23 protein-coding genes are annotated in these 24,661 nt (G+C 71.9%); 13 read left to right on the top strand and 10 right to left on the bottom strand.

From position 1 onward, the window contains the following. The first annotated feature begins 7 nt into the window (after positions 1-7). Both AC59HU_RS10070 and AC59HU_RS10075 read left to right on the top strand, forming a co-directional pair. Positions 8-604 (top strand): DJ-1/PfpI family protein, encoded by a 597-nt coding sequence (locus tag AC59HU_RS10070; protein ID WP_497223245.1) that lies wholly within the window; start codon positions 8-10, stop codon positions 602-604. 85 nt (positions 605-689) lie between these two features. Next, positions 690-1,055 carry a bleomycin resistance protein gene (locus AC59HU_RS10075; RefSeq protein WP_497223246.1) on the top strand — a complete coding sequence of 122 codons (366 nt, stop codon included), beginning with the start codon at positions 690-692 and terminating at the stop codon, positions 1,053-1,055. A 93-nt stretch (positions 1,056-1,148) separates the two neighbouring features. Here AC59HU_RS10075 and AC59HU_RS10080 read toward each other — a convergent pair whose 3' ends face one another. Further along, positions 1,149-1,610, bottom strand: coding sequence for an Lrp/AsnC family transcriptional regulator (locus AC59HU_RS10080; protein ID WP_497223247.1), 462 nt, complete (start codon positions 1,608-1,610; stop codon positions 1,149-1,151). Between the two features lie 102 nt (positions 1,611-1,712). On the opposite strand from AC59HU_RS10080, the gene AC59HU_RS10085 reads away from it, so the two are divergent. Further along, entirely contained in the window at positions 1,713-2,183 is a 471-nt protein-coding gene (locus tag AC59HU_RS10085) for a DUF2000 domain-containing protein (RefSeq protein ID WP_497223248.1), read from the top strand. A gap of 27 nt (positions 2,184-2,210) precedes the next feature. Here the strand turns inward: AC59HU_RS10085 and AC59HU_RS10090 are convergent, their stop codons facing one another. The 3 genes from AC59HU_RS10090 to gltX form a co-directional block, all read right to left on the bottom strand. After that, positions 2,211-2,900: a DedA family protein gene (locus tag AC59HU_RS10090; protein WP_497223249.1), complete on the bottom strand. Its 690-nt coding sequence runs from the start codon at positions 2,898-2,900 to the stop codon at positions 2,211-2,213. A 62-nt stretch (positions 2,901-2,962) separates the two neighbouring features. Beyond that, on the bottom strand, positions 2,963-4,021 hold the full coding sequence (locus AC59HU_RS10095; protein ID WP_497223250.1) for an NAD(P)/FAD-dependent oxidoreductase: 1,059 nt from the start codon (positions 4,019-4,021) through the stop codon (positions 2,963-2,965). After that, entirely contained in the window at positions 4,018-5,541 is a 1,524-nt protein-coding gene (gltX, locus tag AC59HU_RS10100) for a glutamate--tRNA ligase (RefSeq protein ID WP_497223251.1), read from the bottom strand. Before gltX ends, AC59HU_RS10095 begins: the two co-directional genes overlap by 4 nt. A gap of 86 nt (positions 5,542-5,627) precedes the next feature. Here gltX and AC59HU_RS10105 point away from each other — a divergent pair, with 86 nt between their 5' ends. The 3 genes from AC59HU_RS10105 to AC59HU_RS10115 all read left to right on the top strand — a co-directional run bounded on the left by AC59HU_RS10105 (position 5,628) and on the right by AC59HU_RS10115 (position 9,282). After that, the gene (locus tag AC59HU_RS10105) at positions 5,628-7,262 is read left to right on the top strand and encodes a helix-turn-helix transcriptional regulator (RefSeq protein WP_497223252.1); all 1,635 of its coding nucleotides are present in this window, start codon (positions 5,628-5,630) and stop codon (positions 7,260-7,262) included. Between the two features lie 126 nt (positions 7,263-7,388). After that, a complete protein-coding gene (locus tag AC59HU_RS10110; protein ID WP_497223253.1) occupies positions 7,389-8,354 on the top strand; it encodes a hypothetical protein in 966 nt (321 codons plus the stop codon). Positions 8,355-8,463: 109 nt separating this feature from the next. After that, positions 8,464-9,282 (top strand): DUF1206 domain-containing protein, encoded by an 819-nt coding sequence (locus AC59HU_RS10115; RefSeq protein WP_497223254.1) that lies wholly within the window; start codon positions 8,464-8,466, stop codon positions 9,280-9,282. A gap of 59 nt (positions 9,283-9,341) precedes the next feature. Here AC59HU_RS10115 and AC59HU_RS10120 read toward each other — a convergent pair whose 3' ends face one another. Continuing rightward, a complete protein-coding gene (locus tag AC59HU_RS10120) occupies positions 9,342-10,919 on the bottom strand; it encodes a transporter (protein ID WP_497223255.1) in 1,578 nt (525 codons plus the stop codon). Next, positions 10,901-11,701, bottom strand: coding sequence for an ABC transporter ATP-binding protein (locus AC59HU_RS10125; protein WP_497223256.1), 801 nt, complete (start codon positions 11,699-11,701; stop codon positions 10,901-10,903). Before AC59HU_RS10125 ends, AC59HU_RS10120 begins: the two co-directional genes overlap by 19 nt. 106 nt (positions 11,702-11,807) lie before the next feature. On the opposite strand from AC59HU_RS10125, the gene AC59HU_RS10130 reads away from it, so the two are divergent. The 7 genes from AC59HU_RS10130 to AC59HU_RS10160 all read left to right on the top strand — a co-directional run bounded on the left by AC59HU_RS10130 (position 11,808) and on the right by AC59HU_RS10160 (position 19,648). After that, entirely contained in the window at positions 11,808-12,743 is a 936-nt protein-coding gene (locus AC59HU_RS10130) for an oxygenase MpaB family protein (protein WP_497223257.1), read from the top strand. A gap of 141 nt (positions 12,744-12,884) precedes the next feature. Continuing rightward, on the top strand, positions 12,885-13,265 hold the full coding sequence (locus tag AC59HU_RS10135; RefSeq protein WP_497223258.1) for a hypothetical protein: 381 nt from the start codon (positions 12,885-12,887) through the stop codon (positions 13,263-13,265). Between the two features lie 362 nt (positions 13,266-13,627). Further along, the gene (locus AC59HU_RS10140; RefSeq protein ID WP_497223259.1) at positions 13,628-14,338 is read left to right on the top strand and encodes a VOC family protein; all 711 of its coding nucleotides are present in this window, start codon (positions 13,628-13,630) and stop codon (positions 14,336-14,338) included. 67 nt (positions 14,339-14,405) lie between these two features. Continuing rightward, complete coding sequence (locus AC59HU_RS10145; protein ID WP_497223260.1) at positions 14,406-15,506, top strand: BMP family lipoprotein; 1,101 nt, start codon at positions 14,406-14,408, stop codon at positions 15,504-15,506. Positions 15,507-15,613: 107 nt separating this feature from the next. Then, on the top strand, positions 15,614-16,552 hold the full coding sequence (locus AC59HU_RS10150; protein ID WP_497223261.1) for a nucleoside hydrolase: 939 nt from the start codon (positions 15,614-15,616) through the stop codon (positions 16,550-16,552). Between the two features lie 13 nt (positions 16,553-16,565). Beyond that, complete coding sequence (locus AC59HU_RS10155; protein ID WP_497223262.1) at positions 16,566-18,071, top strand: amidohydrolase family protein; 1,506 nt, start codon at positions 16,566-16,568, stop codon at positions 18,069-18,071. A 131-nt stretch (positions 18,072-18,202) separates the two neighbouring features. Further along, positions 18,203-19,648 carry an MFS transporter gene (locus AC59HU_RS10160; RefSeq protein ID WP_497223263.1) on the top strand — a complete coding sequence of 482 codons (1,446 nt, stop codon included), beginning with the start codon at positions 18,203-18,205 and terminating at the stop codon, positions 19,646-19,648. 123 nt (positions 19,649-19,771) lie between these two features. Here the strand turns inward: AC59HU_RS10160 and AC59HU_RS10165 are convergent, their stop codons facing one another. From AC59HU_RS10165 to AC59HU_RS10180, 4 genes are all read right to left on the bottom strand, one after another. After that, complete coding sequence (locus AC59HU_RS10165) at positions 19,772-20,956, bottom strand: EAL domain-containing protein (protein WP_497223264.1); 1,185 nt, start codon at positions 20,954-20,956, stop codon at positions 19,772-19,774. A gap of 60 nt (positions 20,957-21,016) precedes the next feature. Further along, complete coding sequence (locus AC59HU_RS10170) at positions 21,017-22,024, bottom strand: NAD-dependent epimerase/dehydratase family protein (RefSeq protein WP_497223265.1); 1,008 nt, start codon at positions 22,022-22,024, stop codon at positions 21,017-21,019. A gap of 179 nt (positions 22,025-22,203) precedes the next feature. Further along, complete coding sequence (locus AC59HU_RS10175; RefSeq protein ID WP_497223266.1) at positions 22,204-23,250, bottom strand: CNNM domain-containing protein; 1,047 nt, start codon at positions 23,248-23,250, stop codon at positions 22,204-22,206. After that, positions 23,247-24,593 (bottom strand): hemolysin family protein, encoded by a 1,347-nt coding sequence (locus AC59HU_RS10180; protein WP_497223267.1) that lies wholly within the window; start codon positions 24,591-24,593, stop codon positions 23,247-23,249. The genes AC59HU_RS10175 and AC59HU_RS10180 overlap by 4 nt, the downstream gene beginning before the upstream one ends. Positions 24,594-24,661: the final 68 nt, after the last annotated feature.

Genomic DNA, 24,661 nt, shown 5'->3' on the forward strand with positions numbered 1-24,661 from the left:
GGTGCCCATGACCAGCGTGAAGACGATCGGCATCCTGCTGTTCGAGAACGTCGAAGAGCTCGATGCCGTGGGCCCCTGGGAGGTGCTCGCCTACTGGACGAGGAATCACCCCGAAGACGGCTACGAGGTCATGATGCTCGCCGCCGACCCCGCGCCCGTCACCTGCGCGAAGGGGCTGCGACTGCTGCCCGACACGGTGCTCGCCGACGCTCCGCCGCTCGAGGTGCTGATCTACCCGGGCGGCCAGGGCACACGCCCGCGCCTGGCCGACCCGGTCGAGCTCGACTGGGTGCGGGCCCAGCGCGAGACGGTGCCGCTGATGGCGAGCGTCTGCACCGGGTCCCTGGTGTACGCCGCCGCGGGTCTGCTGCGGGGCCGCCCCGCGACCACGCACTGGGCGTCGCTCGAGCTGCTCGCCGAGCTGGATCCGACCGTCGAAGTGCGCGGCGACGACCGCTTCGTCGACGACGGCGACCTCATCACCTCCTCCGGCGTCTCCGCCGGCATCGACATGGCTCTCCACCTCGTCGACCGCCTGGCCGGCCGCGACCGGGCCCGCGAGGTGCGCCGCGGCATCCAGTACGACCCCCAGTCCCCGATCTGACCTGCCCCGTCACCTCGCTGCTTCCCGGGGCCGGCGGGGGATGCGCCCGGTCGACGGGCGGGGCCTGCGTGGGTAGCGTGGGGGCATGGCCGATCGCGCGGTGCCCAACCTCCCGTCGCGGGACTTCGGCGCCACGACCGACTTCTACGGCGCGTTCGGCTTCGAGCCGGCGCATCGGGACGAGGGATGGCTGATCCTCCGCCGCGGCGACCTGCAGCTGGAGTTCTTCCTCGACCCCGAGCTCGTCCCTGAGCAGAGCGACTTCATGTCCACGATCCGGGTCGACGACCTCGACGGGCTCTATGCCGCCATCCGCGCCACCGGCATCCCGGAGCGGACGACCGGTCACCCGCGCCTGCACCCCGTGCGCCTTCAGCCCTGGGGCCAGCGCGCCGGCTACCTGATCGACCTCGACGGCACCCAGCTCACCCTCATCCAGAACCCCGTCTGACCCCCGAGAAATCCGGCGCAGCAGCGCAGCAGCGCAGCAGCGCAGCAGCGCAGCAGCGCAGCAGCGCAAGATCGCAGGCGCGCCGACAGCGGCTCAGAGCGGCCGGATGGCCCGGTTCTGCAGGTGCTCGTAGACGACGGAGGTGCGCACGTCGGCCACCTCGGGCCGCTCGGTGAGCCGATCGATCACGAAGGCGTAGAGGCTGTCGTTGTCGGGCACCGCCACGTGCACCAGGAAGTCCTCGTTGCCCGAGGTGACGAAGACGCCGAGGGTGTCCGGCAGGGCGCTGACCCAGTTGCGGAAGCCCTCGATGTTGCGCCGCGACGGCGGCCGGATGCGCACGGCGATCATCGCCTGCACCGGCCGGCCGATCGCGGGCAGGTCGACCTCGAGCAGGGCCCCGCGGATCACCCCGCGCTCCCGCAGCGACCGCGTGCGGTCGAGCGCCGTCGTCGGCGAGACCCCGACGGTCGCGGCGATGTCGCGGTTGGTGCGCCGTGCATCCGCCTGCAGTTCGCGCAGGATCGCCGTATCAAGTTCGTCGAGCTTCGCCATCCGGCACTCTCCTCAGGATTAAGTACGGAATCACGGTACAACAGGCGGATGCGTACGTAGTATTCAGTTCGCCAGCCGTTCGAAGACCGAAAGAAGCGCACCGTGCCCGACCTCCCCTCCTACGCACCCGACGAGATCGTCACCAGCGAACCCACCCGGTCGGCCCGCCTCAAGTGGGCGATCGTCGTCGACACCGCCCTGCCTCCCGGCCGCATGGTCAACGCCGTCGCCTGCATCGCGGCCGCGACGGGCCAGGCGATCGAGGGGATGCAGGGGCCGGGTGGTCCCGACGCCAGCGGCTACCCGCATCCGGGCCTCGCCTGGGCCGGATGCACGGTGCTGGGCGCCACGACCGAGCGCCTCGCGAACACGCGCGCCAAAGCGGTCGCGGCCGAAGCCGAGGGCGTCTGGGTCGCCGACATGCCGCTCTCGGCGCAGACCAACCGGGTCTACGACGACTACCTCACCGAGCTCGCCCACACGCCCCCCGAAGAGCTCGGGGTGTGCGCGATCAGCATCGTCGGCCCGCGCGAGGCGGTCGACTCGATCGTGAAGAAGCTGAAGCTGCTCTGACTCGCGGTGCGACGGGAGCCGGCCAACTCAGTCCCCCGAAGGCCCCGAAGACCCCGATGCCCCCGAGGCGCCCGCCGCCTTCTCCTTGCGCGCCCGCGACCGCTGCCGCAGGTACGCGATCACGCCCGACCCGACCGTGACGACCACGAGCCCGATCAGCACCCACTCCATGTAACGCTCTACCACGGCCGCCACCTCGGGGATGTTGCCGAGCGCGTAGCCGACCCCGATGATGAGCGTCGCCCAGATCGCGGCTCCGAGTGCGTTGAACCCGATGAAGTGCGAGTACCGCATCTTGCCCACACCCGCCGCGACCGGCGCGAAGGTGCGCACGACGGCGACGAAGCGCGCGATCGTCACGGCCCAGCCACCGAAGCGCTCGAAGAAGCCCTGGGTGCGTTCGACGTTCTTACGGCTGAAGAAGCCCGAGTCGCGCCTTTCGAAGATGCCGGGCCCGGCCCGACGGCCGATCAGGAACCCCACCTGGTCGCCGAGGAAGGCCGCCGCGAAGACGGCCAGGATGACCACCGGCAGCGGCAGCGGGATGGCACCGGTGAAGGTGAGCAGACCGGTGAAGAACAGCAGGGTGTCGCCGGGCAGGAAGAACCCGATCAACAGGCCCGTCTCGGCGAAGATGATCGCGCACACGACCAGCAGCCCCCAGCCGCCGGCCCCCTGGATCGTCTCTTGGAGGTTGAAGAGGTCAGCGTGCGCCATGACTCGACCCTAAGCCCGGAAGCCTGGGACCGAGACCGGGACCCAGACGCAAGAAACCCGCCCTACAGCAGCGGCCCGAGCAGGTGACGGTTCACCGCGGCCGCGGTGCGGGCCCCGGCCCCGGCCGCCACGATCAGCTGCTGCGATCCGGGAGGGGTGATGTCTCCCACGGCGTAGACGCCCGGCACCGAGCTGGCGCCGCGGGCGTCGACCACGACGTGCCCCTCGTCGTCGGTCTCGAGCCCGAGGCCCTCGGCGAAACCGAGCGGCACGCTCCAGAGCGGTCGCACGAACCCGCCGGTGCGCGGGATGGTCGTGCCGTCCTCCAGCACCACGCCGGTGAGCCCCGAGCGGTCGCCCACCACGTCAGCGATCGGCCGGCGCTCGACCCCGATGCCGCGGCCGGCGAGCGCCGCCTCCTCGGCGGGGGTCACCGCATCCGCCGACCCGTTCGTGAAGACGACCAGGTCGTCGGTCACCTGCGAGACGAGCACGGCGCGCTCGGCCAGGTCGGCGGTGGTGCCGATCAGCGCGAGGGGCTGCCCGCTCTTCTCGAAGGCGTCGCACTCGATGCAGCTGTGCAGGCTCGTGCCGTAGTAGGCCCGGATGCTCGGCAGCGCCGGCAGTGTCTCGGCCAGTCCGTTCGCGAGCACGACGACGGGTGCGGTCACCACCCGGTCGGCCGAACCGCGCACCCCGCGTGAGGTGATGGTGAAGTGGTCGGCGCCCTCCGGACCGGATGCCGTCGACGACAGGTTGCGGGTCACCGAGTCGACGAGCCCCTGGTGGAACTCCGCGGTCGGGTACCTCGCGAACTCCTCCCGCCCGAGCGCGCGCAGTTCGAGCGGCGACACCCCGTCGCGGGTGAGGAACCCGTGCGACACGAGCGTCGCCGAGTGCCGCGGGCGGTTGCTGTCGAGGATGAGCACGCGCCGCCGCGCACGCACGAGGTTGAGCCCGGTCGAGAGGCCGGCCGGTCCGCCGCCGATGATGACGACGTCGTACCGGTCCCCGGCCACGTCGCCGAAGCTGTCCGCGTCGGATGCGCCGGCAGCTCCGGCAGCAACGGACGCGCGGGCGGCGGACGAATCGCCCGACGACGCAGCAGCCCCGCCGCTCATCGCGCGTTCACGAGCCGGTCGAGGCGGGCGATCGTCTCCTCTTTCCCGAGGATCTCCATCGACTCGAACAGCGGCGGCGAGACCCGGCGGCCGGAGACGGCCACGCGCAGCGGCCCGTAGGCGACCCGCGGCTTGAGCGCGAGACCCTCGATCAGCGCCGAGACGAGCGCCGCCTGGATGGTCTCGGCGTTCCACTCCGACAGCGGCACCTCTTCGAGCCCGTTGATCGCGGCCGCCAGCACGAGGCCGGCGTTCTCGGGGAGCGAGGCGAGCGCATCCGGAGCGTAGGCGATCGCCGCGGCGTCGACGAAGAAGGGCGCGAGCAGCTCGGGCGCCTCACCGAGCAGGGCCATGCGCGTCTGCACGAGCGGGGCCACGGCGGCGAGCACGCCCTCCTGGTCTGGCGTCAGCGGCGAGGTGACCACCCCGGCGGTCTCGAGGTACGGCACGAGCCGCCCCGCGAAGTCCGAGACGTCGAGCAGGCGGATGTGGTCGCCGTTGATCGACTCCGCCTTCTTCAGGTCGAAGCGCGCCGGGTTGGGCAGCACGTCGACGACGTCGAAGGCCGCCACCATCTCCTCGAGCGAGAACACGTCGCGGTCGGGGGCGAGCGACCAGCCGAGCAGCGCCAGGTAGTTGACCAGCCCCTCGGGGATGAAGCCGCGGTCGCGGTGGTGGAAGAGGTTCGACTCGGGGTCGCGCTTGGAGAGCTTCTTGTTGCCCTCGCCCATCACGTAGGGCAGGTGCCCGAAGCGCGGCACGAAGCTGGTCACGCCGATGTCGATCAGCGCGTGGTAGAGCGCGATCTGCCGCGGGGTGGAGGAGAGCAGGTCTTCGCCGCGCAGCACGTGGGTGATGCCCATCAGGGCGTCGTCGACCGGGTTCACGAGCGTGTAGAGCGGATGCCCGTTGGGCCGCACGATCACGAAGTCTGTGAACGACCCGGCCGGGAAGGTGATCTCGCCGCGCACCAGGTCGTCGAAGGAGAGATCCGTGTCCGGCACCCGGAGCCGGAGGGCGGGCGACCGGCCCTCGGCGCGGAACGCCGCCTTCTGCTCCTCGGTCAGCGTGCGGTCGAAGTTGTCGTAGCCGAGCTGCTTCGCCCGCCCCGCGGCCTCGTTGCGCGCGTCGATCTCCTCGGCGTTCGAAAAGCTCTCGTAGACGTGACCCGAGGCCAGCAGCGCGTCGATGACCCCGCGGTAGATGTCGTAGCGCTCGGACTGCCGGTAGGGCGCGTGCGGCCCGCCGACGCCGACACCTTCATCCCAGTTCAGGCCCAGCCAGGTCAGCGCCTCGACGATCTGCTCGAAGCTCTCCTCGGAGTCGCGCGCGGCATCCGTGTCCTCGATCCGGAACACCAGTTTGCCGCCGGTGTGCCGCGCATAGGCCCAGTTGAACAGCGCCGTGCGCACCAGGCCGACGTGCGGGGTCCCGGTCGGCGAGGGGCAGAACCGCACGCGCACGGCGGCTCCGGAGGCGTCGGAGAAGAGATGGGTCTGGGAGGAGGAAGCAGCGCTCATGACCCCCTGATTCTACGGGGCGGGGCGCGCCGGGCTATATTCAACAGAACGCGCATCGATGCGGCGTAGGGGATTCGGGGGCTCACGTGCTTGAACGACCCGCGCGCGCCTGGGCCCGCACGGTCCGGGAGTCGCTCGACGAGGGCGACGCCGAGACCGCGGTCACCCTGGTCAGGGACGACTGGGCCGCCCTCGTCACGTCGGATCCGAGCTGCGTCCGCGACACCATCCAGGCGCTCCCGCCGGCGCTCTGGCAGGCCGACGCCTGGCTCCTGCTCGGGCTGGCGACGTCGTTGTCCGGCTCCGCCGACGCGCTCGAACGGGCCGGCGCCGCCCTGTTCCTCAAGGAGTCGCAGCGCCTCGTCGCCCTCGGCCGTTCGCCCGGCGACTCGGCCGAGATCGAGCTGATGACCCGCTTCGGGTTCGCGAAGCACCACCGGAGCATCGGCCGCTTCGACCGTGCCGCCGCCGAGCTCGAGGAGCTCGCGACCGCCGTCGCCCTCACCGACGAGGTCTCCTTCGAGTGGCGGCTGGCGATGGATGCGCGCCTCCAGCTCGAGCTGTCGCTGGTCGCCTGGCACCGCGCCGGCTTCGACGCCGCCGACTCCTCCATCGGCCCCGCCCTCGCGCTGGCCGAGCACGCGCTGCACCCCGACGAGCAGGTCGCCGCCTACGGTCTCGCCGGTCTTCAGGCGGTGATGGCGGAGAACTCCGAGCGCGCCGACCTGTGGTTCGACCGCGCCCTCGCCGCGGCGGAGGCGACCGAACTCGGGAGCGACCCGAGCGAGATCCCGCTGGCCGAGTCTCCCGCGATGGCGCCCGCCCTGTACGCCCACGCCCTCACCCTGCTGGACCGCGGCCGGCTGGACGCCGCGGGCGAGGTGGCCCCGCTGCTGGAACGGCTCTCGGCCGGCAGCGAGTGGCGGGCCTACACGGCGGTGTTCACCGCGACGCGGCAGCTGTTGCTGCGCCGCTACACCGACGCGCTCGAACCCCTGAGGCTCGCCAGACAGCTCTCGCGCAAGTGGGAGGACGCCTACCTCCTGGACGCCCTCTCCTACGGTGTACGGCTCGGCATCGAGATCGGGCTGCGCCGCCCGCACGCCGTCGAGCCGGTCGAGAGCCGCACGACGGATGCGCGGCACCTGTTCTGCGCCGGCCGCTACCAGGGCTGGCTCGAGATCAGCGAGGGCCACTACCAGGAGGCCGTCGACGCGATCCAGGAGTGCATCCATCTCGGCGACGGGCACGCTCGCGGCACCCTGATCGACGTGCTGATGATCGACACCCTGGCCCGCGCGGCCCTCGGCGACGCGGTGCGCAGCACGACCAGTTTCGACTACGCCCTGGCCCTCGCCGCCGAGAGCGGGATCCGGCGCGCGTTCCAGCATCTGCCGCTCGCCCAGCTGCTGCCCCTGCTCGAGTCGGCCGCCCGCCGCCCTCAGCCGCCGGCGGTGCTCGCCCTGCTGCAGGAGCTCGAGGACACCTTCGAGTCCCAGGTGCAGCCGGTGCTGCGGTTGAGCGAGCGGGAGTACCAGATCCTGGTCGCGCTCGGCGACGGGCGCACCACCCGCGAGCTCTCACAGGAGCTCTTCATCTCACCGAATACGATGAAGACCCACCTCCGGCACATCTACCGCAAGCTGGGGGTCGGATCACGGGATGAGGCGATCCAGGTCGGGCATCGCCTCGGGATCACCCGCGGGTCACCCTCGATCTAACCCCGGGTGACCCCATCCGTTCACGTCGGGGCCTGCGAATGTGGAACGGAGCGCTGCCATTCCCCGCAGCCCTCCCGACTGCCGTCACCCGCGGCGTCGATCTCTGATCGAGAGGACAACTTCGGCATGCCCGAAAACCGTTTCACCCGACCCTCGCTCTCCCGAAGAGCACTCACGATGGCCACCGGCCTGGCCGTCGCCGCCCTCGCGGCGACCGGACTCGGTCTCGCCGTCGCGAGCCCCGCATCCGCCCACACCCCGACCGTGTCGTCGACCTGCGACACCCTGACCGTGAAGACCGCGAACTACAGCGCGAACGCGGACAACACGATCACGGTCTCGATCGACGGCAAGGAGGTGCAGCCCAAGACGTCGTTCGACACCCAGTTCTCGAAGACCTACGACTTCGCCGACCGCACGGTCGCGAACGACTACGTCGTGACCATCAAGACCTCCGACGACCCGAACGGCTCGAAGGGCTACTCGGTGACCGAGAAGGGCAGCTCGACCCCGTGCGTGCCGCCGACCACCCCTCCGACGACCCCGCCGACCACGCCGCCCACCACTCCCCCGGTGCCGCCGGTCGTCACCGTCTCGAGCGCGGTCACGAGCTGCGACCCCGTCACCGGTGTCGGCAACGGCACCATCTCGGTGGTCGCCGGCGGTGACGAGGACCACGGCTTCGACGTGACCATCGCCGACGCCACCGGCTCCGCGGTGCAGTCCCGGAGCCTGGACGCTCCGGGCACCGTCACGTTCGAGAACATCCCCTCGGGCACCGAGTACACCGCGACCGTCACCGACCTGGTGACCGAGCAGACCAGCTCGGACACCGTCTCGGTGCAGAAGTGCCTGAAGGCCGTCGAGGAGACCCCGACGCCGACCCCCACCCCGCCGACGACGACCACCCCGGCGACCCCCGCCGCCGTGGTGCCCTCGGTTCCGAGCACCCCGGCCTCGGCCCCGGTCTCGAACTCGGGAGCTCTCGCCGAGACCGGCTCCGAGGCGGCCCCGCTCGCCGTCGGCGCCGTCGCGCTGATGATGCTGGGCGGCGTCGTGGCCTTCGCGATCCGCAAGAAGCCGGTGCGCTAGTCCCCACCCTGGCGCACCACGCGCGGCCGGCCCTCGGGCCGGCCGCCTGAACGGCCCTCTCCGTCTGACGGAGGGGGCCGTTCGGCGTCGGGGGTGCCACGCTGGGAGCATGACGAACCACACCAAGTCCGCCGCCCGTGACGTCAGCGACAACCGGGCGTTCCGGGTGCTGGCCCGCAGCGGCTACGCGGTCAACGGCCTCCTGCACATCCTGATCGGCGGGATCGCCATCGGCGTCGCCGTCTCGGGGGCCGGCGGCGGCGGGGGTGGCGAGGCCGACCAGTCGGGCGCGCTGCGCCAGGTGTCCTCGACCCCCGGCGGGCTCTTCGTGCTCTGGATCGCGGTGATCGGGCTGTTCGCGCTCGGCCTCTGGCAGGTCGTGCAGGTGCCGCTGGTGAGCGACTCGGATGCGAAGAAGAAGTGGGGCCGTCGCGCGTCCGAGGCGGGCAAGGCCGTCGTGTACATCGCCCTGGGCGTCACGGCGCTGACCTTCGCGCTCGGCGGGTCGTCGAACTCCGCCGACTCCAGCCAGACGCTCAGTGCGCGGCTGCTCGAGACCCCCGGCGGGGTCGTCCTCCTCGTCGTGCTCGGGCTCGCGGTCGCCGGCGGCGGGGTCGGCTTCGCCGTGATCGGCGTGCGCCGCTCGTTCCGCAAGAAGATCCGGGTGCCCGCCGGGCAGGCCGGTCGCGCCGTCGTGATCCTCGGCACCGTGGGGTACGTGGCGAAGGGCATCGCGCTGTTCGTGGTGGGCGTGCTCTTCGTCGTCGCCGCCTTCACCTTCGACCCGGAGAAGGCCTCGGGTCTCGACGGGGCATTGAAGGCGCTCGTCGGTCTGCCGTTCGGCGTGGTGGTGCTCGTCGCCGTGGGCATCGGCCTGATCGCCTACGGCGTGTTCCTGGTCGTGCGCGCCCGTCTCGCCCGACTCTGACCTCAGGCCCCGCTGCTCGGGTCGCGGGCCCGCGCTGGCCGCGGCTCAGGCCCCGCGCCTCAGGCCCCGCGCAGCGTCTTGAGACGCATCAGCAGGTCGGGCCCGCGCCGATCCAGCTCCGCCCCGCCGACGCGCACGCCCACCATCAGGAAGACGGCCCCGAGAGCCACGCCGACCACCAGGGTCAGCCAGGCGAGCAGAGCGGATGCGAAGACCAGGCTCAGCACCGCGAGGATCGTCGCGGGAAGCGCGAGCAGCAGCGCCACCCCCCAGACGGCGAAGCCCGAGAGCGCGGTCGTGAAGTTCGCCCCCGGCGCCGAGCGGAACGGGTTGTCGCCCGCCTGCGGCACCGGGATCACGATCCGCGACGAGGCGACGCTCGAGACCGCGAAGCCGCCGAGGAGCGCGGCCGCGGACAGTCCGAGGAAGAGCGGCAGCAGGTTCCACGACCCGGTCCAGAACATCGGCACGACCGTGCCGAGGAGCACCAGCGGCACCGCGATGATCGCGAGCGCGCCGACCCGGCCGAGCCGGTCGTCGCGGCCGCGCACGCCGTCGGCGAGGTGGGTCGCGAAGGCGGTGCCGTCGAAGGAGATGTCGGTGTAGATCGACACGGCCAGGAAGAACGCGATCACCGGGCCGGTGAGGTTGAGCAGCACCGGGTTGTCGTTGTTCACCGAGTAGAACCAGAGCAGCACCGGCACCAGCGGCACGATGATCAGCTGACGGGCGTACCGAGGGTCGCGGCGCCAGTAGGTGAGCGACCGGGCAGCGACCGCGCCCGCCGGGGTCGCCGGCAGCACGCCGAACAGTCCGGTCTTGCCCCGGGCGGCCTGCTTGCGCGCGGCCGACGGCGGGTTCACCTGGCTGACGGCGAGCGAGTGCCGCCAGACCAGCACGAGCAGCACCAGCGTGGCGAGGGCGATCAGCAGCTTCAGGGCCGCCGGGCCGTAGTCGCCGGCCGCGACGTCGGGCGCGAGCGAGAACGCGGCGCCGAGCGGCGACCAGCTGAGCGCGCGGGCGAGGCCGGGCAGTGCATCCGCCGAGTCGGCCACGCCCCGGGTCAGGAAGGCCAGGATCGGCCCGATCAGGAGGATCGGGATGAACACCAGCACCCCGCCCAGCTCACGGAACCGGCGGCGCGACTGCAGGCTCGTGCTGAGCGCCGACACGGTCCGCGAGGCGATCACGGCGGTGAGCACCCCGAGGATCGCGCCGACGAACGCCGCGACGGCGGAAGGAAGCGAGACCGAGAAGGTCACGACCGTGGTGAGCGCGGCGATCGAGGTGACGATGCCGGGGACGCCCAGCACGCCCACCAGCGTCAGACCGACCAGCAGCTGGGTCATCGTGAGCGGGAAGACGCGCAGGCGCGCGGGGTCGACCGACTGCTCGATGCCGAACGCGACGAGCGGCACGACGATCCAGCCGAGCACGACGGCGGAGCCGGCCAGGATCACGGCGGTGCTCGCGATCTCCGGCGGCGCGAACCGCAGCGCGACGAGCGCCGCCACGGCGAGGCCGAGGGCGCCGAGGCCATAGAGGGCCCCGATGATCACGGCGACCAGCTGCCAGGTGCTGCGCTTCAGCGAGTTGCGCAGCAGCAGGAACCGCAGCTTCAGGAGCGTCGCAACCATTCCGGCCCCTCTGCGTGGGTGCGACCGCCGACGAGTTCGACGAAGCGGTCTTCGAGCGTGGATCCGCCGCGCACCTCGTCGACGGTGCCGGCGACGAGCACCGTGCCGTTCGCGACGACGGCGACGTGGTCGCACATCCGCTGCACCAGGTCCATCACGTGGCTGGAGACGATGACGGTGCCGCCGTTCTGCACGTAGCCGGTGAGGATGTCGCGGATGTTCGCGGCCGACACCGGGTCGACCGACTCGAACGGTTCATCCAGCACCAGCACGCGCGGGGCGTGCACGAGCGCGCAGGCCAGGGCGATCTTCTTGGTCATGCCGGCCGAGTAGTCCACGACGAGCGACCCGGCCGCCGACTCGAGGTCGAGCAGTCGCAAAAGGTCGGCGACGCGGTCGGCGACCTCGGCGCGGTCGAGGCCGAAGAGCAGGCCGTTGTAGGTGACGAGCTGCTCCCCGCTCAGGCGGTCGAAGAGCTTGACGCCGTCGGCCAGGTTGCCGATCAGCGACTTCGCCTTCACCGGGTCGCGCCACATGTCCACGCCGTGGATGAGGGCCTGGCCCGCATCCGGTCGCAGGAGGCCGGTGGCCATCGAGAGGGTGGTCGTCTTGCCGGCCCCGTTCGGGCCGACCAGCCCGTAGAACGAGCCCTCCGGCACCGTGAGGCTGAGGGCGTCTACGGCGACCTTCTGACCGAAGCGCTTGGTCAGGCCGGTGAGCTGCATCGCGGCCGTGCCGGCGATGCCCGTCCCGGTGGCGGGCGCGGGAGCTGGATCTGTCATGCGTGTTCCCCTTCACGAGTGGCACTCCCACTCTGTCGGCTGTGAGCCTGCTCGACAACCGGTGCCGCGGTGTGGCGGCAAACTCGGCCGGACGTACGGTGAAGGGATGGCCCGCCCCTCCGGAACGATCGCCGACCGCTGGCGCTCGCACCTGCTCTCGACGCTCTCCGGCCGCTCCGACGGGCGACCGGACTGGGTGGATGCGGTCGAGCTCGGCGACGACGTCGGCTTCTTCGGCCCGGGCTCGGCCTCCTGGGCGGTGCACGGCGACATGGCGACCATGGTCGCCGGCATCCGGGCACTGCTGATGCAGACCCTGCACCCGGGCGCCATGGCCGGGGTGCACGACTGGTCGCGCTACAAGGAGGACCCGCTCGGCCGCCTGACCGGCACCATCCGCTGGCTGGTCACGGTGACCTTCGCCGACACCACGCTCGCCCGCCGCGAGTCCGGGCGAGTGGCGCACTTCCACGACCGGGTGCGCGGCGAGTACGTGGATGCACGGGGCGACACCGTGCCCTACCGCGCCGGCGACCCCGAGCTGCTGAGCTGGGTGCACCTGGTCTTCACCGACGCCTTCCTCGCCAGCCATCTGCGCTGGGGCATCCCGTTGCCGGAGGGCGGCGCCGACCGCTACGTCGACGAGTGGGCGACCGCGGGCGACCTGATCGGGGTGCCCGATCCGCCGCGGAGCGCCGCCGGGCTCCAGGAGCAGCTGGACCGGTTCCGGCTGGCCGGGGTGCTGAAGAGCGACGAGCGGGTCGCGGAGGCCGTGCGCTTCATCCGCCGCCCACCGCTCGCGAAGGGCATGATGCCGGCCTACCGGGTGATGTTCGCCGGGGCCGTCGCGTCGCTGCCGAAGGAGTACCGACGAATGCTGGGCCTTCGCCGATCCCCCCTCCCCGTGATCTGGGCGACCGGGCGGGTGCTGGCGGTCGTGCGCTCGTTCATGGGCGACGCCTCCTCCACCGAGGCCGCGGCGATGGCCCGGGTGAACCGCCTGGCGGCGGAGGGCCGCTCGCTGGCACCGGTCGCCGGCTAGGCGGGATCGGGCACGGCGAGATCGAGCCGCCGCGTTCGGCACGGCGAGATCGACGCGAGCCGCGCCCGCTCCGACCGGTAGAGTTAGGTGGAAGCGCGTGACCGGCACGACGTCACGCACCGTTCTGAAGGAGCTGGCGACGTGACGGTTGTGGTCTTTGACGAGAAGCCCGGCAAAGAGCTGGCGAAGCCGCTGAAGGGCGGCGTCTTCGTTCTCTTCTGGCTCGTCGCCATCGCACTCTGGGTGATCGCGCCGTTCATGACGAACCCGCTCTGGGGCGCGTTCCTGATCGACAGCGGCATCGTCTTCGCCTCGGTCGGCTTCGCCACCGCCCAGCTCGGCTTCCTCACGCCGTTCCGCAACGTGCTGATCGCCGGCATCGTCGCGATCGCGCTGTTCGCGCTCGGCGACTTCCTCGAACTCACCGCGATCAGCTTCTTCCTGCGCATGTTCGTGCCGCTCCTCGCCCTCCTGTCGGCGCTCTACGCCACGGTGGGCAAGGTCAAGGTCTGGTACGACTGAGCACGTTCCGCTGACCCGGGATGCTCCGCCCGGCGAAACCCAGATGTTCCGGCCACGAAACACGGCCGTCACACACCGGCCCTAGTGTCGACGTCATGAGGATGTCGCACGAATCACAGGGCTTCTGCCAGTGGTTCTGCCTGCGCCGCCAGAGCGGCCACCACAACACCTCTGTCTTCTCCTTCAACTCGTGACCCCGCCCCGCTTCCGGGGAGGAGTGCGCCCACCGGGCGACCGCTCCCCCGTCTGAGAAGCGGCTCGCACGCTGCGCCCGGCGCAGACCGCTCCCGAGCGCGCCCAAGCACGCTCGGCGAGGGTCTCGTCGGCGCGCCCCCGGCACCGGTCACGACCTTTGGAGACCCATGAGATTGGATGACGTCTGCCTCGTCGATTCCGACGTGGCGGCCAGCGACGACTTCTATCGTCTGCTGCTCGGCTTCGAACGACGGATGCGCAACGTGCGCTTCGCCGACTTCGTCTTCGACAGCGGGCCCCGACTGGCGATGTGGCTGCGCCCGAGCATCGCCGAGACCGTCGGCGACGCCTACCCCGAGGCCCCCGGTCTGCCGTTCCGGCTGACCATCGAGCTCCCGGAGCCGGCGGCACGGGAGGCGGCCGCCCGCGTCCCTGCGGCCCGGACGCGTCCGGACGGACGGGTCGTGGTGACGGACCCCGACGGGTTCGCCACCGTGCTCGCCCCGACCGGGAGCGGTCGCTCGCGGATCACCGGTGTCGAGCTCGTCGTCTCGGATCCCGAGCGCACGGCCGCCTTCCTGGAGCAGCTCGGCTTCACCCGGCACGGGCTCGTCTTCGACGGCGGCGAGGCGGGCATCACGCTCGTCGACCGCGCCGATCCGATCACGGCCGAGGACGGCTTCGGGCGAGGCGGCGGGCACCTGATGCTCGCCGTCGAACTCGAGACCGGCGACCAGGTCGACGCGCTGTACGACGAGCTGGTGTCCCGGGGCCTCGCGGCATCCGGACCACCGGAGGTCTTCGAGTGGGGCGCCCGCTCGACCTACTTCGTCGACCCGGACGGCTACGTCTGGGAGATCTACGCCTGGGTGCGCTGAAGCTGCGACCGACAACCATCCCTGCACCATCCGAACCCGCACCACTTCCTTCTACGACAGGAGAACCATGAACACCTCCCTCCCCCGCACCCGGCGGCTGGTCGCCGCCACCGCGCTCGCCCTCGCCGGCGGGCTCGCCCTCGCCAGCTGCGCCTCCGCGCCCAGCGACGCCCCCGCATCTGGATCGGCGGGCTCGGCCGCGGCCGCCGGCGACTTCCTGCCCTGCATCGTCAGCGACCAGGGCGGCTTCGACGACCAGTCGTTCAACCAGCTCGGACTCGAGGGCGTGACCGACGCCGCCGAGACGCTGGGTGTCGAGCACATCGACGTCCAGTCCGAGACCGAGAGCGACTACGCCCCGAACATCGCCAGCCTCGTCGACCAGGGCTGCACCACGATCGTCACGATGGGCTACCTGCTCGCGGCGGCGACGAAGGAGGCCGCGGCCGCCAACCCCGACGTGCACTTCATCATGGTCGACGACAACACCATCTCGGCGCCCAACGTGAAGGGCGTGGTGTGGGACACCGGTCAGGCCGGCTTCCTGGTCGGCTACGCCTCGGCCTCGTACAGCACCAGCGGCAAGGTCGGCACCTACGGCGGGGCGCAGATCCCGCCGGTGACCCTGTACATGGACGGCTTCGCCCGCGGTGTCGAGTACTACAACGCCCAGAAGGGCAAGTCGGTGCAGGTGATCGGCTGGAACCCCGACACCCAGCAGGGTCAGTTCACCGGCAACTTCAGCGACATCAACGCCGCGAAGGTGCTCTCGCAGTCGATCCTCGACCAGGGCGTCGACGTGATCGTGCCGGTCGGCGGCCCGATCTACCAGGGGGCCGCTCAGGCGATCCGCGAGTCGTCCAAGCCGATCGCGCTGGTCGGCGTCGACACCGACATGTACGTCAGCGACCCGGAGTACGACGACATCTGGTTCACCTCGATCGCCCGTGACATGCCGAAGTCGATCTCCCAGGTCATCCAGGATGCGGCGGCCGGCGACTTCACGAACGAGGAGTACATCGGCACCCTCGACAACGGCGGCGTGCTGATGAGCCCGTTCCACGACTTCGAATCGAAGGTCGACCCGGCCCTCCCGGGCGAGCTCGACACGATCGAGGCCGGGATCATCGCCGGCGACATCCCGATCGAGACGCCCTCGGCTCCGTAGTCGATCCACCCCGGGCGCCGGTGAACCACCGGCGCCCCCTCGAACCCCGCGGGGCGGGAGCGGCCTCCAAGCGCTCCCGCCTCGCGGCCACCCCGAAAGGCACCCCCATGCGCGACCTCATCTGCATCACCGACCCCGGCCAGGAGCAGGCGGTGGCCCTCTGGGCGATCTTCGCCTCGCCCGAGGACTTCCGGGTGCGCGGGATCGTCGCGAGCGCCGGCAACACCAGCCTCGACAACACGGTGCAGAACGTCTTCAAGGTGCTCGAGCTCGCCGGCGTGGGCGACGTGCCGGTGTACCGGGGCGTGCCGCGACCGCTGCTGCGCCTGCTCGTCACGGCCGCGCACGTGCACGGCGAGACCGGGCTCGACGGCTACGACTTCCCGCCGGTGCGGGGTACCGCCGAGGAGGAGTCCGGGGTGGCCGCGATCATCCGGCTCTGCCGCGCCGCTCCCCCGCACTCGATCACCGTCGCCCAGTTCTCGAGCATGACGACGATCGCCGTCGCCCTCAGCGAGGCCCCCGACATCGCCGGCCACATCGCCGAGATCGTCATGATGGCCGGCGCCTACTTCGAGGTCGGCAACATCACGCCCGCCGCCGAGTTCAACATCTACGTCGACCCGCACGCCGCGGCCATCGTGCTCGGCTCGGGCATCCCGATCGTGATGCTGCCGCTGGACGTGACCCACCGCCTGCGCAACACCCGGGCGCGCCTGGACGCCTTCTCGGCGACGGGCACCGAGGTCGGCCGGGTGGTGGATGCGCTGCTGACCTTCTCCGAGGCCTTCGACCTCGCCAAGTACGGCTGGGACGGCGCCCCGCTGCACGGCCCCGTCGTGCCCCTGTATCTGCTTCGCCCCGAGCTCTTCAAGTGCCGCTCGATCAACGCGCGGGTCGAGACCGGCAGCGAACTGACCATGGGGATGCTGGTCGCCGACTGGTGGGGCATCACCGGGCTGCCGGAGAACGTGCTCTACGCCCGCGACGTCGACGCCGAGCCGTTCTACGCCGAGCTGACCGACCGCATCGCGCGGCTCCGCTAGGCTCGGCGTCCTGATGGCCACGCTCTGGACGAACGCCCTGGTGATCGCGATGGATGCGGCGCACGGCGCCGTCCCGTTCCGCGGCGATCTGCTGATCGACGGCAGCTCGATCGTGTCGCTCGAAGCGCATGACCCCGCGGTGGCGCCGAGCTCCGCGATCCCGGATGCCGGGGTCACCGTCGTCGACGCGACCGACTACCTGATCACCCCCGGCCTGGTGAACGCCCACACGCACTCCTGGGAGATCCTGCTCCGCGGCACGAGCGCACCGCTGCCCCTGGAGATCTGGACCCTGCTCAGCTATCCCCCGGCCGGCGTCGATCCGCTGCCGGCCCGCCTCGTGCGGCTGCGGACGATCGTGGCCGCGATCGAGTCGCTCCGCGGCGGGGCGACGACCCTGCTCGACGACACCGGCGAGCTGCCGTTCGCGACCGTCGAGACGATCGGCGAGGTGATGCGGGCCTACGACGACGCCGGGCTCCGCGCGACCTGCGCCGCGGCCGTGGTCGACGTGCCGCTGGTCGACCGGCTGGCCTTCGCCGACGAGGTGCTGCCCGCGGCGGTGCTCGAGCAGAGCCGGGCGGCGATGCCGCCGTCGGAGGAGATCGAAGCCGCGTACCGGGCGTTCGCCGCTCGGGCGCGCGAGCTCGCCGCCGGCTTCCCGCGCATCCGCTTCGCCCTCTCGCCGAGTGCGCCGCAGCGGGTCACCGACGGGTTCCTCGGTCGCACGGCCGAGCTCGCGCGCGAGCACGGCGAGGTGCTGCACACGCACCTGCTCGAGACGCGACTGCAGCAGACGCTCGCCCGCACCCGCTACGCCGGGCGCACCGTCGTGGAGCACCTCGCCGAACTCGGGGTGCTCGGCGAGAACCTGACCGCCGCCCACGGGGTCTGGCTGACCGGGGGCGACCTCGCGCTGCTGGCCGCCTCCGGCGCCACCGTCGTGCACAACCCGCTGTCGAACCTGCGGCTGGGGTCGGGGGTGCTCGGCTGGCGCGCCCTGCACGACGCCGGGGTGCGGGTGGCCCTCGGCACCGACGGCGCGTCGAGCAACGACTCGCTGCGGATGCTCGAGGTGCTGAAGACCACCGCGCTGCTGCACACCCTCACCGACCCGGACTACCGCACCTGGCCGCGGGTGGACGAGGTGCTCTACGCCGGCACGGTCGCCGGCGCCCGGGCCGCCGGGTGGGCAGATCGAGCGGGCTCCCTGACCCCGGGCCTCGCCGCCGACCTGCTCGTGTTCGACCTGACCCGGACGACGGCCTTCACCCCCTTGAACGACGCCGCCCGGCAGCTCGTGCTGGCCGAGGACGGCTCGTCGATCCACCAGGTCTGGGTCGACGGTCTGCTCGTGCTGCAGGACGGGCGATCGACGCTCCTGGACGAGAAGGCCCTGCTGGAGGAGTTCCGGATCGAGGCGGCCGCGTACCTGGCCGAGCACCTGCCCGCCTGGCGTCGGCGGCAGGAGGAGCTCGAGCCGTTCATCCGCGAGGCGTACCTCCGGGCGGTCGGGTAGACTCGAACACCTGACCGACCTTCGGGTCGGTGTGGTCGACGAGTGCCGGCAGCCGAGCTGTCGTGGTGCGGTCGGTCCGAGGCTGGAAACCTCCGGCATCCCGCATCCGCATCGAAGCCCGGAGGAATCCCATGTCCCCTGCCCGCACGCCCAATCGCTGGCTCGCCCTCGTCGTGCTCGCCCTGACGCAGCTCGTCGTGGTGCTCGACGGCACCATCGTCAACATCGCCCTCCCCCAGGCACAGCAGGAGCTCGGCCTGACCGACGGCCAGCGTCAGTGGGTCGTCACCGCCTACGCCCTGGCGTTCGGCGCGCTGCTGCTGCTCGGCGGCCGGATCGCCGACTACTGGGGCCGGAAGCGCACCTACCTGGTCGGCATGGTCGGCTTCGGGGTGGCCTCCGCCTTCGGCGGTCTCGCCCAGAACGGCATGGAGCTGATCATCGCCCGCGGCTTCCAGGGGCTGTTCGCCGCCCTGCTCGCGCCGGCGGCCCTCGCGCTGCTCACCGTCACCTTCACCCACGGCCATGAGCGCAACACGGCCTTCGCCGTCTTCGGCACGGTCGCCGGGGCCGGCGCCGCGGTCGGTCTCGTGCTCGGCGGGGTGCTCACCGAGTACGCCGACTGGCGCTGGTGCCTGCTCGTCAACGTCGCCTTCGTCATCGTCGGTTTCGTCGGCGGCATCTTCCTGGTCACCGAGTCGAAGGCCGAGGGCGAGAACCGCTACGACGTACTCGGCGCGATCACCGTGACGCTCGGGCTCGGCGCCCTGGTCTACGGCTTCAGCCTCGCCGAGGGCGGCTGGGGCTCGCCGGACACCATCGGGTTCCTCGCGCTCGGCGCCGGGCTGCTGGTGCTGTTCGTCTTCGTCGAGACCCGGGTGTCGCAGCCCCTCCTGCCGCTGCGCGTGGTGCTCGACCGGGTGCGCGGGGGCGCGTTCCTCATCCAGGCCATCGCCGGCTGCGTGATGATCGGGGCCACGCTGTACCTCGCCTTCCACCTGCAGATCGTGCTCGGCATGCCGCCGCTCGAGGCCGGGCTCGCGAACCTCCCGCTCACCCTGGTGATCATGGTGGTCGCGCCGGTGGCCACGAAGCTGCTGCCCGCGATCGGGCCGCGCCCGCTGATGATCGTCGGCCCGCTGATCGTCGCGGCCGGGCTGGTCTGGCTCAGCTTCATCACGGCCGACGGCGACTACCTCGTGCAGGTGCTGCCGGGCCTGGTGCTCATGGGCATCGGCATGGCCTTCGTGTTCGTGCCGCTGCAGAACCTCGCGCTGTCGGGAGTCGCTCCCCACGACGCCGGCGCCGCCTCGGCCACCGCCAACTCGGCGATGCAGATCGGCGGCTCGATCGGCCTGTCGGTCTTCACCGCGATCTACGCCTCCGCGGTTGCCGGGGTGCCGGTCACCGACGGCCCGTCGCAGCTCGCGGCGTTCACCACGGGCTACGGGGCCGTGTTCTTCGCCGCCGCGGTCGTCATGGTGGCCGGCGCGGTCGTCGCGGCCGTGTTCATCCGCGGTCCGAAGTCGGCCCTGCTGCCGACCGGCGACGGCGCCGCCGCGGTGCCGGTGCACTGAATCGAACCGACGTCGGCTGACGACGGGCGGACGCGAGCTGTCCGAACGGGCTGCTGAGAGTGCTCATGCGTGCAATACGCACGCATAGCGCGTCTCAGCAGCCCGTTCGTGCAGCACCCCTGGCTACCGCGTGAGCAGGGCGACGGCGGTGGCCTTGACCAGCGCCCGGTCGGTGGTGAGCGCGAACTCGTAGTCGCCGGTGGCGTGGTGGGCCGGGTCGCGCTCGCGGGCGACCAGCGCGGCCGCGTAGTCGGCGGTGAGGAGCACCACGTCCCACTCCTCGGCCAGCGGGTCGCCCGGCCGGATGTCCCGGTGCGTGACGGTGGGCGCGAGCACCGGGGCCGGGCCCTGGGTGAACACGGTCACCAGGGCGCCGCCGGCGGCCAGCTGCTCGTACCGGGCGCGGGTGGAGGGGATCAAGTTGTCGCCGGCCTGGAAGGTCGCGAGCAGCACGGCGCTGTCGCCGCCCTCCGCGGCCCGCTCCTCGAGGAATCGGCTGAGCTGCACCAGCATCGCGCGGTCGGCGAACCGCAGCGACGCGTGCTCCGCGACGATGCCGAACGGCGACGCGGTGCCGGCGGGCTCGGGCGCCTCGCGGGCGAACGGGATCCCGGCGGCCGGCGCGCCGAGCTCGGCCTCCGGCCGGCCGAACAGCCAGCCCTGCGCGTGCGTGGCGCCGAGGGCGCGCGCGGTCACCAGCTGGCGTTCGGTCTCGACGCCCTCGGCCAGCACGACCGAGCGCCCCGACTCGGCGTAGCCCGCGACGGCGGTCATGATCCGGGCGGCGTCGCGATCGGGCCGGCCCCGGATCAGGCCCATGTCGAGCTTGATGACGTCGGGTTCGAGCAGCGGCAGGAGGGCGAGCGAGGCGGGCTCGGCGCCGAGGTCGTCGACCGCGATCCGGTGGCCCGCGGCGCGCAGGCGTTCGGTCGACCGGATGAGGGCGCCCGGCTCGCGGGTCAGCGCCCGCTCGGTCACCTCGACCACCACCCGGGGGCCGCGCAGGATCTCCGGATCGTCCGACGTCGCGAGCGTCGCCGGCTCGAGGTTGAGGAAGAGCGCGTGCGCGGCGTCGAGCCCCTGCTCGGCGGCGGTGCGCGTGGCCAGGCGGGCGCAGAGCTCGTCGAGCGCGCGGACGGTTCCGTCGCGGTGCGCCCGGGCGAACAGCGCCGCGATCGGCAGCGGCTCGTCGCCCGCCCAGGCGCGGGTGAGGGCTTCGTACGCGACGACCGAGCCGGAGTCGAGGTGCACCACGGGCTGGAAGACCGTGGCGAACCGGTCGGCGCCCCACGCTCCGGAGTCCGTCATGTGTCCATCATTCCGGATTCCGCCGCCCTCCGCCCGCCACCGCACGGGGCGGGTGGCGGGTCAGTGCAGCGGCGGCGACTCCGGGACGGTGCGCGCGCGGGCCAGCCCGTCGAGCAGTTCGGCCAGTGCGCTCTCGGCCGAGACCGAGGGCGCCCAGCCGAGCACGTCCCGCGCCCGCCCGGTCGACATCACCGGCACGCTGGTCGCGATGTCGAGCCAGCCGGGGTCGCTGGGCTGCACGCGCGCCTTCCAGGTCGCCCACATGAGCGCGCGCATGACCGCCCTGCGGAACGGCACCGGTCGACCGCCGACCGCACCGGCCAGCACCTCGGGCGTGACCACCGGTTCGGTGGCGAGGTTGAACGAGCCGCCGTTGCGCCCGCGGATCGCGAGCGTGAACGCCTCGGCGACGTCATCGGCGTGCACCACCTGCGAGATCAGCGTCGTCGGCAGGGGCACGATCGGCACCCGGAGTCGGCCGAGCAGCCGCTTGGGCACGAGCGGCCCGGCGAACAGGCGGGCGATCTCGAAGGCCGCACCGGCCTGGAAGACCAGGCCCGGCCGCATCCTGGTCAGCACGGTGCCGGGATGCCTGCGCTCGAAGTCGTCGAGCGCACGCTCGTTGATCGCCTTGTGCCGCGAGTAGTGCGAGGCGGGCAGCCCGCCGGTGGGCCAGGTCTCGTCGACCCGGCGCGACTTGGGCCCGGGGCTGTAGGCGCCGACCGAGGAGGCAACGAGCACGTGGGGCACCCCGGCGTCGGCCGACGCCCCGAGCACCGCTGCAGTGCCGTGCACGTTCGTGCGCCACAGAGCGCGTTCGTCGTGGTTCGGCTGCAGCGCCCAGGCGAGATGCACGACCGCGTCGGCGTCGGCGAGAACGGGCACGAGGCGCTCCCGCGCGTCGGTCTCCGCCACGTCGATCTCGTGCCAGGCCACGCCGGAGTAGGGCCCCTCGGGCCTCGGGGCGCGGCGGCTCACTCCGATCACCTCGTACCCGTCCTCCCTCGCGAGCCGGCGCAGCAGCGCGGTGCCCAGGTTCCCGGATGCCCCGATGACGGCGATCTTCACGTGCCCTCCTTCGTCGCTCTCAGCCTTGCGCGGCCGCGGGCATCCCGCATCGGGACAGCGCGAAGGTCAGAGCCGATGGTCAGGCAGACCGGCAGGCGAGGACAGGCGCCAGGCCAGGCGCCAGGTCAGGCGTGCGTCGCCCGACACCGGGCCAGGCGCGGCGGCCACGCGCGCGCGGATCAGACGCGCGGGGCGCTCGTCGCGTCGGTCACCTCGCCCACGAGCTCCTCGATGATGTCCTCCAGGAACAGCACGGCCGAGACCCCGCCGTCCGCGTCGAGGGTGCGCGCCACGTGGGCGCCGCTCCGGCGCATCGATGCCAGGGCGTCCTCGAGGTCGTCGTCGCGGCCCACCGAGTCCAGCTGCCGGATGCGCGCGGCCGGCACCGCCTGATCGAAGGCCGATCCGGTGAGGTCGAGCACGTCCTTCACGTGGAGGTACCCGGTCGGCGAACCGGCGCCGTCGGTGAGCACGTAGCGGGAGTAGCCCCGCTCGGTCACCGCGCGCTGCAGGTCGCGAGGGGTCACCCCGGGGCGCAGCAGCACCAGCTCGCCGAGCGGCACCTCGACGTCGCCGACCTTCTTCGCGGTGAACTCGAACGCGGCGCCGAGCGTGCCCGACGCATCCGTCAGCGAGCCCTCGCGGGTCGACTGCGCCACGATCGTGGCGACCTCCTCGAGCGTGTAGCTGCTCGTCGCCTCGTCTTTCGGCTGCACGCCGAAGGCCCGCAGCACGAGGTTGGCGACGCCGTTGAGCGCCCAGATCACCGGGCGCACGATCGTCGACACCAGCACCAGCGGGGGCGCCAGCAGCAGCGCCGCCCGGTCGGGAACCGAGAAGCTGAGGTTCTTCGGCACCATCTCGCCGAACACGACGTGGAGGAAGGTGACGAGCACCAGCGCGATCACGAACGCGACCCCGCCGATCAGCTCGGGGCTGAGCGGGGTGAGGGCGAGCGGGTACTCCAGCAGATGGTGGATCGCCGGTTCGGAGACGTTCAGGATGACCAGCGAGCACACGGTGATGCCGAGCTGGCTGGTGGCGAGCATCAGGGTCGCGTGCTCCATCGCCCAGAGCGTGGTCTTCGCCGCCTTGCTGCCGGCCTCGGCGCGCGGCTCGATCTGCGAACGGCGGGCCGAGATCACGGCGAACTCGGCGCCGACGAAGAAGGCGTTGACGACCAGCAGCACGACGAGCCAGACCAGTCCGGGCACGATGTCGCTCATCGGGAGGCTCCCTTCTCGGAGGTCGGGTCGGTCTCGACGGATGCCGACTCGGCCGGGGCGGGCACGAAGCGCAGCACGGCGAGGCGTCGCCCGTCGAGCCGCTCCACGCGCAGTGTGCCGCCCTCGATCGGCACCTCGTCGCCCGGCACGGGCAGCCGGTCGAGCACGTCGATCACGTAGCCGGCCACGGTCTCGTGATCGCCCTCCGGCGGAACCCGCAGGCCCGTGCGCTCCAGCAGCTCGTCGGGGCGGAGGCCCGCGTCGAACGTGATCGCCGACCCGGAGCGCTCGACCTCGGTCGGCGTGCGGTCGTGCTCGTCGACGAGCTCGCCGACGAGCTCCTCCACCAGATCCTCGAGCGTGACCACGCCGGCCGTGCCGCCGTGCTCATCGGTGACGACCGCGAACTGGAAGCCGCCGCGACGCAGCAGCCCGAGCAGCGTGTCGGTGCCCATCGACTCGGGCACGAACAGCGGCCGCACCATCAGCTCGGCGACCGCGATGGTCTCGCGCCGCTCGAGCGGCACGGCGAAGGCCTGCTTGACGTGCACCACACCGACGATGTCGTCGACGGATGCGCCCGCCACCGGGAACCGCGAGAACCCGGTGCGCTCGGCCACCGCGAGCAGGTCGGCGACCGTCTCGTCCGGCGCGACCGAGGTCATCCTGACCCGCGGGGTCATCACCTCGTCGGCGTCGCGACGGGCGAAGCGGAGGGTGCGGTCGAGCAGGGTCGCGTGATCCCGGTCGAGCACCCCCTCGAGTGCCGAGCGGCGCACCAGCGAGCTGAGCTCCTCGGGCGAACGGGCGCCGGAGAGCTCCTCCTTGGGCTCGATGCCCATCGAGCGGATGAGGGCGTTGGCGGTGGAGTTGAACAGCACGATCACGGGCTTGAACACCGCGGTGAAGGCGCGCTGGAACGGCACGACCACCTTCGCGGTCGCGAGCGGCAGCGCCAGGGCGAAGTTCTTCGGCACGAGCTCGCCGACCACCATCGAGAAGACGGTGGCGATCAGGATGCCGAGCACGGCGCCGACACCGGGCACCACGGCGGCGGGCACCCCGACCCCGGTGAGGGGACCGGCGAGCAGCGAGGAGATCGCGGGCTCGAAGGTGTAGCCGGTGAGCAGGGTCGTCAGGGTGATGCCCAGCTGCGCACCCGAGAGGTGGGTGGAGGTGATGCGGAGGGCGGCGATCGTCGGGCCGAGGCGGCGTTCGCCGCGGGCCTGGCGGGCTTCGAGCTCGCTGCGATCGAGGTTGACGAGGGCGAACTCGCTGGCCACGAACAGGCCGGTGCCGACGGTGAGCACGAGGCCCACACCGATCATGATCAGTTCGTACACGGGGCAGCCCCCTTCGGACGAGGGGGCGATGGTCTGTGATGCGGAGGATCGTCCATGGTCACGACAGC

Source organism: Herbiconiux sp. 320_LB (assembly GCF_059691755.1).